We start from the raw sequence: 14,049 nt of genomic DNA on the forward strand, positions 1-14,049 counted from the left end.
CCCGCGCTGATAGGCCTAGTACATCTGAAAATCCGACAGGAAGACAACGTCGGTGCCGCGCCCCTTCGTCGCGATCAGTTTGCTCAGCCGTTCCGACGAGCGTCCACGATCCACGACGATCTCGACATTGTTGGCCTCTTCGAACGGAACGATCAGGTTCTCGGTGAAATCCTCTGCATAGCCACCGCCCCAAAGAGAGATCGTCAAGTCAGCCGCGTATGCACCGCCAGCAGGAATGGAGGCGACCGCAAGGGCGGCGCCGAAGAGTGTTGCCTTGTTCTTGGTCATTCCGGTCTCCAAAACTGATAACTGATCCAACCCAGGCTATGCACCAGATTAAAAGCGATCCAATATTGGATGACTCTGATTCAATAGCGAGAAGCTATTGTTTTGAACGGTCGCAGGAATGCTTTGCTGATGGGAAAGGTTCCAGCGTTCAGGACAATAGGCGTTACCGCTGATTGGAGCCTAGGCGCTGTCTTTTCAATTGCGGGGGATTGCCGGGCAGGGCATTAAGGCTCGGATGGCAAAGCAACTTGATTACCATACGATCCGCGAGATCTTTACCCGATTCCAGGCCGCCGATCCCGAACCCAAGGGCGAGCTGGAGCATGTGAATGCCTATACGCTGGTGGTAGCGGTCGCGCTGAGCGCGCAGGCCACCGATGCGGGCGTGAACAAGGCCACCCGCGAACTATTCAAGATCGCCGACACGCCGGAAAAGATGTTGGCGCTGGGCGAAGAGGGCGTGACCGAGCATATCAAGACCATTGGCCTGTTCCGGCAGAAGGCCAAGAACGTCATCAAGTTGAGCCGCATCCTGGTCGAGGAATATGGCGGCGAGGTACCCAATTCGCGCGCCGCGCTGCAATCGCTGCCCGGTGTCGGTCGCAAGACCGCCAACGTGGTGCTGAACATGTGGTGGCACATGCCGGCGCAGGCGGTGGACACCCATATCTTTCGCGTCGGCAATCGCACCGGCATCTGTCCGGGCAAGGATGTGGACGCGGTCGAGCGCGCCATCGAAGACAATATCCCGGCCGACTTCCAGCAACATGCGCATCACTGGCTGATCCTGCACGGCCGTTACCATTGCAAAGCCAGAAAGCCGATGTGCGGCACCTGCCTCATCCGCGATCTGTGCCAATTCGAGGACAAGACCCTATGAAGACCTACGATGTCGTTGGCATCGGCAATGCCGTTGTCGATGTGATCTCGCAAGCCGATGACAGCTTTCTCGACCTGATGGGAATCGAGAAGGGCATCATGCAGCTGATCGAGCAGGAGCGCGGCGAGGTGCTCTATGCCTCGATGAAGGAGCGAGTGCAGACGCCGGGCGGCTCGGTCGCCAACACCATCGCGGGCGCGGGCGCGCTGGGTCTGGATACGGCGTTTATCGGGCGGGTGCGCGACGATGCGCTGGGTCATTTCTATGCCGACGCGATGAACGAGGGCGGTATCGACTTCGTCAATCCGCCCGTGGCGGGGGAACTGGCAACCTCGCGCTCGATGATCTTTGTCTCGCCCGATGGCGAGCGGTCGATGAACACCTATCTGGGCATCTCGACCACGCTAAGCTCGGCGGATGTGCCGGAGCAGGTGACGGGCAACGCGAAGCTGATGTTTCTCGAAGGATATCTGTTCGACCACGACGCCGGGAAATCGGCCTTTCGCGAGGCGGCACGGGCGACCCGCGCGGCGGGTGGCAAAGCGGGGATCGCGATTTCGGACCCGTTCTGTGTCGACCGGCACCGCGCCGATTTCCTGTCGCTGATCCAGCACGATCTGGATTTCGTGATCGGCAACGAGGCCGAGATCCAGTCGCTGTTCGAGACCGACCATCTGGACGATGCGCTGATGCTCACCTCGGGCATTTGCCCGCTGGTGGTCTGCACCCGCTCGGGCGACGGGGTGACGGTGATGGACGGCACGCTGCGCATCGACGTGCCGGTGGAAAAGGTGGTACCGGTGGATGCCACCGGCGCGGGTGATCAGTTCGCCGCGGGCTTTCTGTTTGGCATGGCCACTGGCCGCGATTACGAGACCTGCGCCCGGATCGGCAATGTCTGCGCCGGCGAGGTGATCGGCCATATCGGCCCGCGCCCCGAGACCAACATGGTCGAGCTGCTGAAGGAAAACGGGCTGCTCTGATCTCGGGCCCGGGAGGGGCGCTGCCCCTCTTGCCCTGCGGGCAATTCACCCCGGAGTATTTTGGACCAGAAAGAAGCACGGGCTGGGCGCTGCACCTTGCTGGTGATCCACGTGCTTAGGTCGAAACATCCGGCGCCTGATTGTCTGGCTACGCTTGGTCAGCACGCCCGTTTGCAGACTCGGCACTGTGTAGCGCCTTGGCCAGCAGGGTGGACAGCATGGTCTGTTCCTCTGCCGTCAGCCCCTTGAGGAGTTGCGCCTGCGTCGCCACATGGGCGGCCATCATCTCGTTGATCAGGGTCAGCCCCCTGGGGGTGAGCGCGATGATCACGCTGCGGCTGTCCTCAGGGTTCTTTCGGCGTTCGACCAGTCCGTCCTGTTCCAGCCGGTCGATCCGGTTGGTCATGGTGCCAGAGGCGACCATGGTCGCATCAAGCAGCGCGCCGGGGGACAGCGCATAAGGCGGGCCTGAGCGCAGGAGCGTAGCCAAAACGTCGAATTTGGCAGCGTTCAGCCCGTTGCGGGCGAAGTTTTCCTGCATCCCCTGTCCAAAAGCCATCGAAAGCCGCGCGACCCGGCCGATCACCGCCATAGCCCGTGTGTCGAGGTCGGGGCGCTCGGTCGCCCATTGCCGGATGATAAGGTCTACATGGTCCATGATCCGGGTTATTCCGATAATTTATCTTGACGTCAAGATAAATGATGTTATCTCGACGTCGAGATAACTCGGCGAGGCCCACCATGTCACGGACAACAGATATCGCTCTGACCGCAATCGCCCCGGCCATCTGGGGCAGCTCCTATATCGTCACCACCCAGTTCCTGCCCGCGCATTCGCCCTTTGTCGTGGCGCTGCTGAGGGCGCTGCCGGCCGGGCTGATCCTGCTGCTGCTGGTGCGTGAATTGCCGCCGCGCGACTGGATCGGACGGCTGCTGATCCTGGGCGCGCTGAACTTTGCGGTGTTCTGGTCGCTGCTTTTCGTCGCCGCCTATCGCCTGCCGGGCGGGGTGGCGGCGACAGTCGGCGCGGTGCAGCCGCTGATCGTTGTGTTCCTTTCGGCAGTGGCACTGGGCACGCAGATCCGGTTGGGCGCGATACTGTCGGCGTTGGGCGGACTCTTCGGCGTGGCGCTGTTGCTGCTCGGTCCCGAGGCGCGGCTGGATTGGATCGGCGTACTGGCCGGGCTGGGCGGCGCGCTGTCGATGGCGGTTGGCGTGGTGCTGACCCGCAAATGGCGACCCGATGTGCCGCTGGTTACCTTCACTGCCTGGCAGCTGACTGCCGGTGGCCTGTTGATGATCCCAGTGGCCTGGCTGGCCGCGCCCGACTGGCCGGGGCTGAGCCTGATCAATCTGGCGGCGCTGGCCTGGCTCAGCCTGATCGGCGGTGCGCTGACCTATATCCTGTGGTTTCGCGGTCTGGCCCGGATCGAACCAGCGGCGGTCTCGCTGCTCGGCATCCTCAGCCCGTTGACGGCGGTGATCCTGGGCTGGCTGGCGCTGGGCGAATCCCTGAGCCCGGTTCAGGGGTTGGGCGCGATCATCGTGCTAGGCGCGGTGTGGATCGGGCAGCGCCCGGCGCACGCGCCCCGGCGACTGCGCTTTGCTCAGCCCAGATGCGGGGCAAAGGCCGCAACGACACGCTCGTAGACGTCACGCTTGAACGGCACGATCTCGGCCACCAGCCGGCCGGGATCCTGCCATTTCCACCGGCTGAATTCGGGGTGTTCGGTTTTGATGTCGATCTGATCGTCGCGGCCGGTGAAGCGGAACAGGTACCATTTCTGCTCCTGCCCGCGATAGCGCCCCTTCCAGATCCGCGGCACAAGGTCATGCGGCAGGTCATAGGGCAGCCAGCCCTCGGTCTCGGCGACCATCTCGACCAGATCCGCTGTCACGCCGGTCTCTTCCCATAGCTCGCGCAGGGCAGCCTCGAAGGGGTCCTCGTCCTCGTCCACCCCGCCTTGGGGCATCTGCCAGGCATCGGTGTTCTGGTCCATGCGCTGGCCGACAAAGACGAACCCATCGCCATTCATCAGGACCACACCCACGCAGGGGCGATAGGGGAGCTCGGCAATCTCTTCGGGTGTCATCGGATATCTTTCCTTTGGGTTGGCCCTGTCTAGCAAGCGACGCTACGGCGGCAAAGGGGGTGACGTCGGGTTTCGCGTGACAGGGGCACGGGCTATGGTGATCCTGCCCGTCAAATCCGAGGGAGAGTAATTCCGATGACTGCGTACCCACACATGCTTGCGCCGCTTGATCTGGGCTTTACCACGTTGAAGAACCGCGTGTTGATGGGCTCGATGCATACCGGGCTGGAAGAGACCCGCGACTGGAACCGGGTGGCCGAATTCTATGCCGACCGCGCGCGGGGTGGCGTGGGGCTGATGGTGACCGGCGGCATCGGTCCGAACATGGAAGGGTCTGTCCTGCCTGGCGCCGCGATGATGACCAGCGACAAGGATGTCGCGAACCATTCCATCGTCACCGCGCGCGTGCATGAGGCGGGCGGCAAGATCGCGATGCAGATCCTGCATGCGGGGCGCTATGCCTATGGGCCGAAATGCGTGGCGCCCAGCCCGGTGAAATCGCCGATCTCTCCGTTCCCGCCGACCGAGTTGGACGAGGAAGGGATCGAAAAGCAGATTACCGATATCGTCAATGCCGCGGTGCTGGCGCAGCAGGCGGGCTATGACGGGGTCGAGATCATGGGGTCGGAGGGCTATTTCCTGAACCAGTTCCTGGTCACCCATACCAACAAGCGCACCGACCGCTGGGGCGGGTCATACGAGAACCGGATGCGCCTGCCAATCGAGGTGGTGCGCCGCACTCGCGAGGCTGTGGGCCGTGATTTCATCATCATCTATCGCCTGTCGATGATCGACCTTGTCCCCAATGGCTCGACCTTTGACGAGGTGGTGCAGCTGGCGAAAGAGATCGAAAAGGCCGGCGCCACCATCATCAATACCGGCATCGGCTGGCATGAGGCGCGGATTCCGACCATTGCCACCAGCGTGCCGCGCGCGGCCTTTGCCTGGGTCACGAAGAAACTCATGGGGCAGGTTTCGATCCCGGTGATCACCTCGAACCGGATCAACACGCCCGAAGTGGCCGAAGAGGTACTGGCAACTGGCTGCGCCGATATGGTGTCGATGGCCCGCCCGATGCTGGCGGATGCGGATTTCGTCAACAAGGCGGCGGCGGGACAGGGCGACCGCATCGCGCCCTGCATCGCCTGCAACCAGGCCTGTCTGGACCATACGTTTGGAGGCAAGCTGACCTCGTGCCTGGTGAACCCGCGCGCCTGCCATGAAACCGAACTGGTGGTGGAGAAGGCGGCGGCGCCCAAACAGGTGGCAATCGTGGGGGCCGGTCCTGCGGGCCTGTCGACAGCGATCACCGCCGCGCAGCGCGGCCATGCGGTGACGGTGTTCGACAAGTCGGACGAGATCGGCGGCCAGCTGAACATGGCCAAGCAGGTGCCGGGCAAGGAAGAATTCTGGGGCCTCGTGGATTGGTACCGGGTGATGCTGGCCGATCTGGGTGTGACCCTGAAACTGGGCCAGGCGGTTGGCGCCGGTGATCTGGCGGGCTTTGACGAGGTGGTGATCGCCACCGGGGTCAGCCCGCGCGATCCGGCAATTCCGGGGCAGGACCGCGCCAATGTGCTGAGCTATATCGACGTGTTGCGCCACAAGAAGCCGGTGGGCAAGCGGGTCGCGGTGATCGGCGCGGGCGGCATCGGGTTCGACGTGTCCGAGTTCCTGCTGGAAGAGGGCCACAGCCCGGCGACCGACCTGCCGCTGTGGATGAAGGAATGGGGCGTGAGCGACCCGGGCGAGCACCGCTCGGGCCTGGCGCCCGAGGGGCCGCAACCCGCCAAGCCCGAGCGCGAGGTGACGCTGTTGCAGCGCAAAGCCAAGGCGCATGGCAAGGATCTGGGCAAGACCACCGGCTGGATCCACCGCGCGACGCTGAAGATGAAGGGCGTCAATTTCGTGGGCGGCGTGAACTACGAGAAGATCGACGACGAGGGCCTGCATATCAGCTTTGGTGAGGCGCGGGAGAACCCCACCCTCATCGCCTGCGACACGGTGGTTCTGTGTGCAGGTCAGGTCTCGGACCGGTCGCTGGCGGATGCGCTGGGGGCCAAGGGCGTGCCTTGTCACGTGATCGGTGGGGCGGATGTGGCCGCCGAACTGGACGCCAAGAGGGCGATCAACCAGGGCACCCGGCTGGCGCTGTCGTTCTGATCCGGGCGGGAGAGATTTTTCGTCGAAAAATCTCTGCCTCCGGCGGGAGTATTTGTGGCGAAATGAAGGGCAAAGCGTTTGGGCCGCCGGCGGGTCTTGTGGTAGTGTTCAGCCATTGGTTGCAAGGATTGAACGCTCATGTCGGAAAAAGCGCTTTATGAACCTCTCTCTGCCGGTGACCCGCTGTTTTCGGGCTATCGGTTCCGCACCGGCGATCCCGGCGGCCCGCAGACCGAGGGTTTAGGGCTTGGCCTGGGCGGCGAGAACGGTCTGCAACCGGGTGATCCGGTTGCGCTCGATCAGCATTATGTGCGCGCGGTGGCGTTTACCCGCGAGGCAAGCGGCAAGGTCAGCTGGTTCAACAGCCTGTTCAGTGCGCAGGCCAGCGGCAAGTCGGTGGGCGTGTTGCAGGAGGCGAAATCGTTCATGGTGGGGACGGTCGATGGCCTGCAAGTGGAAATCGGCGTTGCGGTTCTGTTGAAGATCGAGGCCACCAGTTTCAAATCGGATGCGCAGGTTTCGGTGGCCAATATCGCCGCCGAGGCGCAGCTGGGCCTGTCGCGCGCCGAGATGGAGATCAGCGTTCGGGGCTATACCGGGGCGCTGGGCGATATGCTGCCCGCGCCGAGCGGGGTCGACCTGACCTCGTACACCAAATATCTCGAAGCGTTCGAGCGCATCCAGAAACATGTGTTCGGGCCGGGCGGCGCGGCGCAGTATTCGCCTGTCGTTCTGGGCAAATTGCGGAGCGGTGCCGGGGGCGATTGACCGCCACACGGATCGGACCGCGCCCCCTGTTGGTTGAAACGCCTGTTGCGATGGTTGTTCTAGCCGTGGCTTGCGCGGCTGTCGTCGGGCGCCTGATCGCGGTCGGTCATGCCATAGTCGCGGATCACGCCCGCCACGCGCAGGCGGTAATCGGCGAAAAGCGCGGCGCGCCCGCAGGTCTGGGCGCCGCGATGGGCGGCAAGCTGACGCCAGCGGGTGACGGCCTCTTCATCCTCCAAGAAGGAAAGCGACAAAAGCTTGCCGGGAGTGGTGAGGCTCTGGAACCGTTCGACCGAGATGAAGCCCGGCATATCGTCAAGCAGGGCGCGCATCCGGCCTGCGAGATCGAGATGGGCCTCCTGCTGCCCGTGGGCGGGTTCGACTTCGAAGATGACGGCGATCATGTCGGCTCTCCATGCGGGGTGGAGACCAGTTTGAGCCATGTGCGGTCCTCGCGCAAAATGAACTTCTCGAACTGGGCGAAGTCGTAATTCTGCCGCCCCAGCGGATCGGCGGCAAGGCGGGCGCGATAGGCCTCGTATTCGGCCAGGCTGGGGATGTTGTAGATGCCATAGGCGAGGGTCGATGAGCCCTCGTGCGGGGCGTAGTAACCGATCAGGTCGGCGCCGCAACGCGGGATCGCCTGGTTCCAGGTGCGGGCGTAGCGTTCGAACTGGGCCCGTTTGGTCGGGTCGATATGGTAACGGATGATGCAGGTCAGCATGGGGGCCCTTTCATCTGGACCCCTGTCTCAAGGCAAGGATCGCGGGCGAGGGTTCGCCCCCGGTCGAAGTTTCGGGCCTTACTTCACCTCTATCGTGATCACCTCTGACACGATCGGGGTGGTGTGCGGCACATGGGTATAGTCGCCCATCACCAGTTGCAGCGTATGTTTGCCCGGTCCGAGATCGAGCGTGACCTCGGTCTGGCCCTTTCCGAAATGGCGGTGGTGCTCATCGGCGGGAAGGGCGTAGGTGAGTTCTTCGGCCCCGTCTTCGCCCTGACCCATCGGCGGGCGGTCGACCAGAAGATGGTGATGACCCGTATTCTCGGCCTCTGTCCCGGCGGGGGCGACGCCCATGCCGCTGAGTCCGAAGATCACCGTGACCGGAGAGGCCACGGTATCGCCATCGGCGAGATTGGCGAAATAGACGCGGGCCTCGGGGTTGGCGGGGGTATCGCCGCCCGCCAGGGCTGCCGTCGCCAGAAGGCCGATACCAAATGCGGCAAGAAAGCTGTTCACAACCAGTTCCTCGTTGCTGAAACACTGGTGGCATCCTACGCGATCGCGGATCCGGAAGCGAACACGGATTACAGGCACGCGTACTTGTGTATTGACCGGCCGAGACGCAAGGTCTGGCGCAATGGCTGGGAAATGGAGCGGGCATGATCACGACAATCCTGATGGGGCTGGTGCCCAGCTTTCTGATGGTTGGTCTGGGCGGCGCGGTACGGGACCGGCTGACGCCTGCGGCCTGGCAGGGGTTGGACAAGCTGAATTTCGAGATCCTGTTTCCGGCCTTGCTGTTCTTTGCCGCCAGCAATCGGCCGATTGCGGTGCAGGATGTGATCCGCATCGGGCCGGCCGTTTGGACAGTGATGGGGCTTGCGTTGATGCTTGGCTATCTGGCCCGCCGAGTAGGCCCGGAGCGGTTTCTGGATTTTGCCGGGGCCTGGCAGACCACCTGGAGATTCAACAGCGCGATGGCCTTTGTCGCGGTGCCAACGCTGCATCTTGCCGATGTCGGCCAGATGGCGGTGGCCATCGGCATGGCCGTTCCGGTGGCCAATCTGCTGGCGGTCTCCGCCCTGTCGCGGGGCGGCAACCTGACCCTGCGGGCCACGGTGCAAAAAATCGCGCTCAACCCGTTCTTGCTGGCCTCGGTCGCCGGGGTGGGAGTAGGTCTGTCCGGGTACAAGATTCCGGATCCGATCCTTGCTCCGGCGCAGATGTTGGCCCACGCCGCCATTCCGATCGCCCTGCTCTCAATCGGCGCCACAATGGACTGGCGGGCCCTGACCCGGCTTGATGTGTTCAACGGCTATCTCTGTTCGGTGCGGTTGCTCCTCACCCCTGCAATAGCCTGGTTGCTGTGCCGCTTGCTGGGGACCAGTCCCGGTCTGGCGGCGGTGGTGATCCTGTTCGCGGCCCTGCCGACGGCATCGGCGGCGCATGTGCTGGCGTCGGGCTTTGGTGCCGACCGCAGGCTGGTCGCAACACTGATTGCCCAATCCACCCTTCTCAGCGCCGCGACCTTGCCATTTTGGATCTATATGATCGGCATCAGTTTCTGAAAACTGTAAGGGGTCTTCCCTATTGTTTCCCTGTTTCTCTGCCGCAAACGATCCGCGACAAAACCCCGATATTATCCCAGCTCTGCCCCGTTCTCGCCCAGATCTGCGCGGATAAGTGATCCTCAAGCAAGATCAATCAGCCGAGGAACCGGGCATGGACCGACTGACAGAAATGGAAGCTTTTGCCAATGTCGTGGACCAGGGCGGGTTCACCGACGCGGCCAAGAAGATGGGTATCTCGAAATCCGCGGTGTCTAAGCATGTTTCCAGTCTCGAAGCGCGCCTTGGCGCCCGGCTGTTGAACCGGACCACGCGCCGGGTGTCGCCGACCGAAATCGGGCTGGCCTATTACGACCGCGCCCGCCGGGTGCTGAACGACGCTGGAGAGGCGGACGCGCTGGTGACCTCGATGCAATCGGCACCGTCGGGGCTGCTGCGGATCTCGGTGGCAACCGATTTCGGCGTCAATCACCTGTCGCCCGTTCTGTCCGGGTTTCTGGCAGAGTTTCCCGATATCACCGTCAACATGGTCCTGAACAACCGCTATGTGGAACTGATTTCGGAAGGGTTCGACATGGCCGTCCGCATCGGTGAGCTGGAGGACAGCACCCTGCGTGCCCGCAAGCTGAGCGAAACCACCAAGCGGATGATCGCCAGCCCCAGCTATTTCGAGAAATACGGGCGCCCGCAAAAGATCGACGATCTGAACGAACACAAGCTGTTGCACTATTCCAGCCAGGCCTCGGGCAATGTCTGGAAGCTGACTGCGCCGTCGGGCGAGAAACGTCAGGTGCGCACCGCCGGCTGGCTGAGCGTGAACGACGGTCAGTCGCTGCTGAACGCTGCCATCTCGGGCCTGGGGATCGCGTATCTGCCCTGCTACCTGTTCGCCGATGCCATGGAACAGGGGCTGGTCGAAGATGCGATGCCGTCGCTGCCCGACGAAGTGCAGGGCATCTACGCGGTCTATCCGCCGGGCCGGTTCACCCAGCCCAAGGTGCGCGCCTTCATAGATTTCCTGGTCCATTCCTTTGCGGACAAGGGACCGATGAACTGGTAATTCTCCCCGCTTGCTTCCCTTGGCAAGAAAACTGCCCCGCGCCCGGCGCGGGGTTTTTTCTTGTGGAGCGGACCGGCAAAACCGCACCTCCTTGTCACCAGTGAAAACGTAGAGAAGGATTCAGGCAGTGGTGCAAACAGCCATGCCGAGGCGAGCAAAGGCCTGCTTCAAACAGAAGCGGGTTTGGATTTTCGGAAGAAATCTGGTGGAGCCTAGGGGAGTCGAACCCCTGACCTCTTGCATGCCATGCAAGCGCTCTCCCAACTGAGCTAAGGCCCCAGACCGGCCAGCGAACATGCGCGTCGCTGCGGTGAGCGGACGTTTATGAGAGCGGCCGGGGGAGTGCAAGCGAAAAAAACGGCGAAGTCACAGATTTTCCCGCAGTTGGAACCGGCAGGGCGGGCACGAAATAAGGGCGGGACAAAGCCCGCCCTGACTTGCGCACATGCGATCCGGTTCACTCGTCTTCCGAGGACATATCCTTGATGTCGTCCAGCGAAACGCTGTCCTCGTCATCATCGTCTTCGAGGATGTCATCATCCAGATCCATGTCGACCGAATCGTCATCGCTGTCGTCCAGCACGATTTCGTCGTCCTCCACGGTCTGGCGGGCTTTGCGGGTGGCGGCATCTTCGGCATCGGCAGCGATCATGCGGCCCTTGCCGAGATCGAGTTCGACAACCTCGCCCGTATAGGGGCTGACGATCGGATTCTTGTTCAGGTCATAAAACCGTTTGCCGGTGGTCGGGCAAACGCGCTTTACACCCCATTCTTCCTTGGGCATGTGAAATCCCCTTGATATCTGGTGAGTCGCAACGACGATTCCGGCCTCGTGCCACATGAGGTGCAGACTGTCAAAGCCTTTACGCCAGAGGGAGCGCGATATGGGGCAGCATCATCTACCGGGACAACCACCGGTGCCGCTGACGCTCAGACGCTCGGCGCGTGCACGGCGGATCAGCCTGCGCATTTCACAACTGGACGGGCGGGTCACGCTGACCCTGCCACCGGGTGTGCCCGAGCGCGAGGCCATCGACTTTGCCCACAGCAAGGCCGACTGGATTCGCGGACATCTGGCCCGGCATGCGCCCCGGTGGCAGCCCGGATATGGTGACACGATTCCGATCGAGGGGGTCCCCACCCGTATCGTTCCGGCGACGGGGCGGCGAATCCAGCTGCGCCCGGGTCAGGTCGAGGTGCCATCGCAGGGAATGGAGGCGCGGCTGCACCGGTTCCTACGCGAACTGGCACGCGACCGACTAGCAGCGGCCTGCGACTTCTATGCGGCCGAACTGGGCCAGACCTATAGCCGCATCACCCTGCGCGACACGCGTTCGCGCTGGGGGTCCTGCACCGCCGAGGGCGGGCTGATGTTCTCATGGCGGCTGATTCTCGCGCCACCCTCGATCCTGCGCTATGTCGCCGCCCACGAGGTGGCGCACTTGGTCGAGATGAACCATTCCTCGCGGTTCTGGGGCACGGTCACCCGCATCCACGGACCCTATGAGGAGCCGCGCCAGTGGTTGCGCGACAACGGCACCCAGCTTCACAGTTACCTCTTCTAAGCCTGTTGGTCCGAACAGGGTGAGTTGCTAAGGTGACCGGGGGGAATGAGGGGTCGGGGTGGCATGACCGGACAGGAACAGCGACGGTTGGCAGCCATCATGATGCTGGATGTCGCCGGCTTTACCCGCCTGATGGGCGAGGACGAGTCGGGCACGCTGGCGCTTGTCCTGGATGTACGCCGCACCCATGTCGAACCTGCGCTGACACGCCATGACGGGCGATTGGTCAAACTCCTCGGCGACGGGGCGCTGGCGGAATTCGCCAGCGTCACCAGCGCGCTTGATTGCGCACGCGAAATTCAGACCGCGATGCGGAACCATCCGCTGAAACTCAGGATCGGCATCAACCTCGGAGAGGTGATTGTCGATGAGGATGATATCTATGGCGACGGCGTAAACGTCGCCTCGCGGATTGAGGCCCTGGCTCAACCCGGTGGCATCGCGGTTTCCCGAAACGTGTATGAACAGGCCCGGAAACGAGGCGATCTTCACTTCGTTGATGGCGGCAAGCATATGGTCAAAAACGTGGCCGAGCCGGTCGCTGTGTTCCATCTCTCGGCAGAAGGCACCGGCGCCGATGCAGCCCGCGCGCCGGATCCACCCAGGCGCCGCCGCGCGCCTGCTCTTGCACTGGTCCTCCTTGTCATCGCCGCCGTCGGCCTGGGCTATGTCATGCTGGGTCGCAACGCTGGCAACGAAACGGCCAAGGTTGCCCCGATAGCGGTGCCGCCCACTCAGGATCGGCCCTCGCTCGTTGTACTGCCTTTCGCCAACCTGTCGGGCGATCCCGATCAGGCCTATTTCAGCGACGGGATGACCGACAACCTGATCAACGATCTCAGCCAGGTCGGCGGTCTGCTGGTCATTGCCCGCAATACCAGCTTTTCCTTTCGCGACCGGCAAGAGGCGATGGACGCCCAGACCGTCCACAAGGTTCTGGGCGTGCGGTATGTTGTCGAAGGCAGCGTGCAGCGCGCCGGCGATCACGTCCGCATCAATGCAAATCTGGTCGATGGCACGACCGGGTTCCAATTGTGGGCCGGACGGCTGGACCGCGAGTTCAGCGATCTCTTCGCATTACAGGATCAGGTCGCCTCGCAGATCATCGACGCGCTCAAGATCGAATTGACACAGGACCAGCGGCGGCGGTTGTCAAAGCGTCATACCGACAATCTGGAGGCCTACGATCTGTTCCTGCGCGCATGGGAGGAGATCTGGCGGTTCAACGATGAATCGCGCAAGGCGGCCCAGGCCTATTTGTGGTCCACGCTGGATCTGGATCCGGATTTCGCGCTGGCAAAGGCCATCCTTGCAACGACCTATACCAATCGAACCGGCGTCTCGCTGACCGCCAGCGCCGAATCGCTGGAAACCGCCTACCGGCTCGCCCGTCAGGCGGTGGCGATCGACCCCGAATTGCCCGCCGTCCATGCCTCGCTGGGACTGGTTCACATGTTTCGCCGGGAATACGACAAGGCCGATGCCTCTTTCGCACAGGCGGTGAAGCTTGACCCGAACTATGCCGATGGTTTCGGAATGCAGGCTTGGAACTGGCATTACGCTGGTGAGCCGGAGCGCGCCCTGGCCGGGTTCGAACATGCCATGCGCCTGAACCCGCGGGCGCCGTTTCCCTATCTGAATGCAATCGCCGAGGTGCATTTCAGCCTTGGCAACCTGGAAGCAGCGCTGGAGTGGAGTACCGAAGCGCTGGAAAGAAACCCCGAAGCACTGCGCCAACGTCTGCTGCAAGGCGCGATCCTGACCGAGATGGGCCAGACCGAGGATGCCGAATGGGAAGTGGTCGAGGCGCTCGCGCTTCAACCCGGCATCACGATTGCCAACCTGCCCGATATCTACCCCTATCGCGAAGGTAGTACGCTTGCGCGCCTGGAGCAGGCTTTGCGCACCGCCGGCCTGCCGGAATGATCCGGTCGGCTTGACGCTGCTCGCAGAT

General features: G+C 62.8%; 16 protein-coding genes and 1 tRNA gene. 9 read left to right on the forward strand and 8 right to left on the reverse strand.

What is annotated here, in order from left to right; genetic code table 11:
- Positions 1 to 15 precede the first annotated feature (15 nt).
- Positions 16 to 288 carry a hypothetical protein gene (locus AC2FL1_RS03935; RefSeq protein ID WP_496876046.1) on the reverse strand — a complete coding sequence of 91 codons (273 nt, stop codon included), beginning with the start codon at positions 286 to 288 and terminating at the stop codon, positions 16 to 18.
- A 235-nt stretch (positions 289 to 523) separates the two neighbouring features.
- On the opposite strand from AC2FL1_RS03935, the gene nth reads away from it, so the two are divergent.
- Positions 524 to 1,168: an endonuclease III gene (gene nth, locus AC2FL1_RS03940; RefSeq protein ID WP_496825132.1), complete on the forward strand. Its 645-nt coding sequence runs from the start codon at positions 524 to 526 to the stop codon at positions 1,166 to 1,168.
- On the forward strand, positions 1,165 to 2,151 hold the full coding sequence (locus AC2FL1_RS03945) for an adenosine kinase (protein WP_496825133.1): 987 nt from the start codon (positions 1,165 to 1,167) through the stop codon (positions 2,149 to 2,151). Before nth ends, AC2FL1_RS03945 begins: the two co-directional genes overlap by 4 nt.
- 148 nt (positions 2,152 to 2,299) lie before the next feature.
- On the opposite strand, the gene AC2FL1_RS03950 is transcribed toward AC2FL1_RS03945, so the two are convergent.
- Positions 2,300 to 2,809, reverse strand: a complete 510-nt coding sequence (locus AC2FL1_RS03950; protein WP_496876047.1) for a MarR family winged helix-turn-helix transcriptional regulator — start codon at positions 2,807 to 2,809, stop codon at positions 2,300 to 2,302.
- A gap of 83 nt (positions 2,810 to 2,892) precedes the next feature.
- On the opposite strand from AC2FL1_RS03950, the gene AC2FL1_RS03955 reads away from it, so the two are divergent.
- On the forward strand, positions 2,893 to 3,801 hold the full coding sequence (locus AC2FL1_RS03955) for an EamA family transporter (protein WP_496876048.1): 909 nt from the start codon (positions 2,893 to 2,895) through the stop codon (positions 3,799 to 3,801).
- Here the strand turns inward: AC2FL1_RS03955 and AC2FL1_RS03960 are convergent.
- Positions 3,759 to 4,244, reverse strand: a complete 486-nt coding sequence (locus AC2FL1_RS03960) for an RNA pyrophosphohydrolase (protein WP_496825136.1) — start codon at positions 4,242 to 4,244, stop codon at positions 3,759 to 3,761. The genes AC2FL1_RS03955 and AC2FL1_RS03960 overlap by 43 nt on opposite strands.
- 135 nt (positions 4,245 to 4,379) lie before the next feature.
- On the opposite strand from AC2FL1_RS03960, the gene AC2FL1_RS03965 reads away from it, so the two are divergent.
- Positions 4,380 to 6,407: an FAD-dependent oxidoreductase gene (locus AC2FL1_RS03965; protein ID WP_496876049.1), complete on the forward strand. Its 2,028-nt coding sequence runs from the start codon at positions 4,380 to 4,382 to the stop codon at positions 6,405 to 6,407.
- A gap of 138 nt (positions 6,408 to 6,545) precedes the next feature.
- Complete coding sequence (locus tag AC2FL1_RS03970) at positions 6,546 to 7,175, forward strand: hypothetical protein (protein ID WP_496876050.1); 630 nt, start codon at positions 6,546 to 6,548, stop codon at positions 7,173 to 7,175.
- 59 nt (positions 7,176 to 7,234) lie between these two features.
- Here the strand turns inward: AC2FL1_RS03970 and AC2FL1_RS03975 are convergent, their stop codons facing one another.
- The 3 genes from AC2FL1_RS03975 to AC2FL1_RS03985 form a co-directional block, all read right to left on the reverse strand.
- On the reverse strand, positions 7,235 to 7,579 hold the full coding sequence (locus AC2FL1_RS03975; RefSeq protein WP_496876051.1) for an antibiotic biosynthesis monooxygenase family protein: 345 nt from the start codon (positions 7,577 to 7,579) through the stop codon (positions 7,235 to 7,237).
- On the reverse strand, positions 7,576 to 7,899 hold the full coding sequence (locus tag AC2FL1_RS03980) for an NIPSNAP family protein (protein ID WP_496876052.1): 324 nt from the start codon (positions 7,897 to 7,899) through the stop codon (positions 7,576 to 7,578). The genes AC2FL1_RS03975 and AC2FL1_RS03980 overlap by 4 nt, the downstream gene beginning before the upstream one ends.
- 78 nt (positions 7,900 to 7,977) lie before the next feature.
- Positions 7,978 to 8,418: a DUF4399 domain-containing protein gene (locus tag AC2FL1_RS03985; protein WP_496876053.1), complete on the reverse strand. Its 441-nt coding sequence runs from the start codon at positions 8,416 to 8,418 to the stop codon at positions 7,978 to 7,980.
- A 143-nt stretch (positions 8,419 to 8,561) separates the two neighbouring features.
- On the opposite strand from AC2FL1_RS03985, the gene AC2FL1_RS03990 reads away from it, so the two are divergent.
- Both AC2FL1_RS03990 and AC2FL1_RS03995 read left to right on the forward strand, forming a co-directional pair.
- Positions 8,562 to 9,470, forward strand: coding sequence for an AEC family transporter (locus tag AC2FL1_RS03990; RefSeq protein ID WP_496876054.1), 909 nt, complete (start codon positions 8,562 to 8,564; stop codon positions 9,468 to 9,470).
- A 154-nt stretch (positions 9,471 to 9,624) separates the two neighbouring features.
- Positions 9,625 to 10,530, forward strand: a complete 906-nt coding sequence (locus AC2FL1_RS03995) for a LysR family transcriptional regulator (protein WP_234137133.1) — start codon at positions 9,625 to 9,627, stop codon at positions 10,528 to 10,530.
- A gap of 203 nt (positions 10,531 to 10,733) precedes the next feature.
- Here the strand turns inward: AC2FL1_RS03995 and AC2FL1_RS04000 are convergent.
- Together AC2FL1_RS04000 and AC2FL1_RS04005 are read right to left on the reverse strand one after the other, a co-directional pair.
- A tRNA-Ala gene (locus AC2FL1_RS04000) sits at positions 10,734 to 10,809 on the reverse strand.
- 178 nt (positions 10,810 to 10,987) lie between these two features.
- Positions 10,988 to 11,314 carry a TIGR02300 family protein gene (locus AC2FL1_RS04005; RefSeq protein ID WP_234144547.1) on the reverse strand — a complete coding sequence of 109 codons (327 nt, stop codon included), beginning with the start codon at positions 11,312 to 11,314 and terminating at the stop codon, positions 10,988 to 10,990.
- Positions 11,315 to 11,414: 100 nt separating this feature from the next.
- Between AC2FL1_RS04005 and AC2FL1_RS04010 the strand changes: the two genes are divergently transcribed.
- Positions 11,415 to 12,095, forward strand: coding sequence for a M48 family metallopeptidase (locus tag AC2FL1_RS04010; protein WP_496825143.1), 681 nt, complete (start codon positions 11,415 to 11,417; stop codon positions 12,093 to 12,095).
- 63 nt (positions 12,096 to 12,158) lie between these two features.
- Complete coding sequence (locus tag AC2FL1_RS04015) at positions 12,159 to 14,021, forward strand: adenylate/guanylate cyclase domain-containing protein (RefSeq protein ID WP_496876055.1); 1,863 nt, start codon at positions 12,159 to 12,161, stop codon at positions 14,019 to 14,021.
- Positions 14,022 to 14,049: the final 28 nt, after the last annotated feature.

It is taken from the genome of Ruegeria sp. YKSF070 (assembly GCF_059612725.1).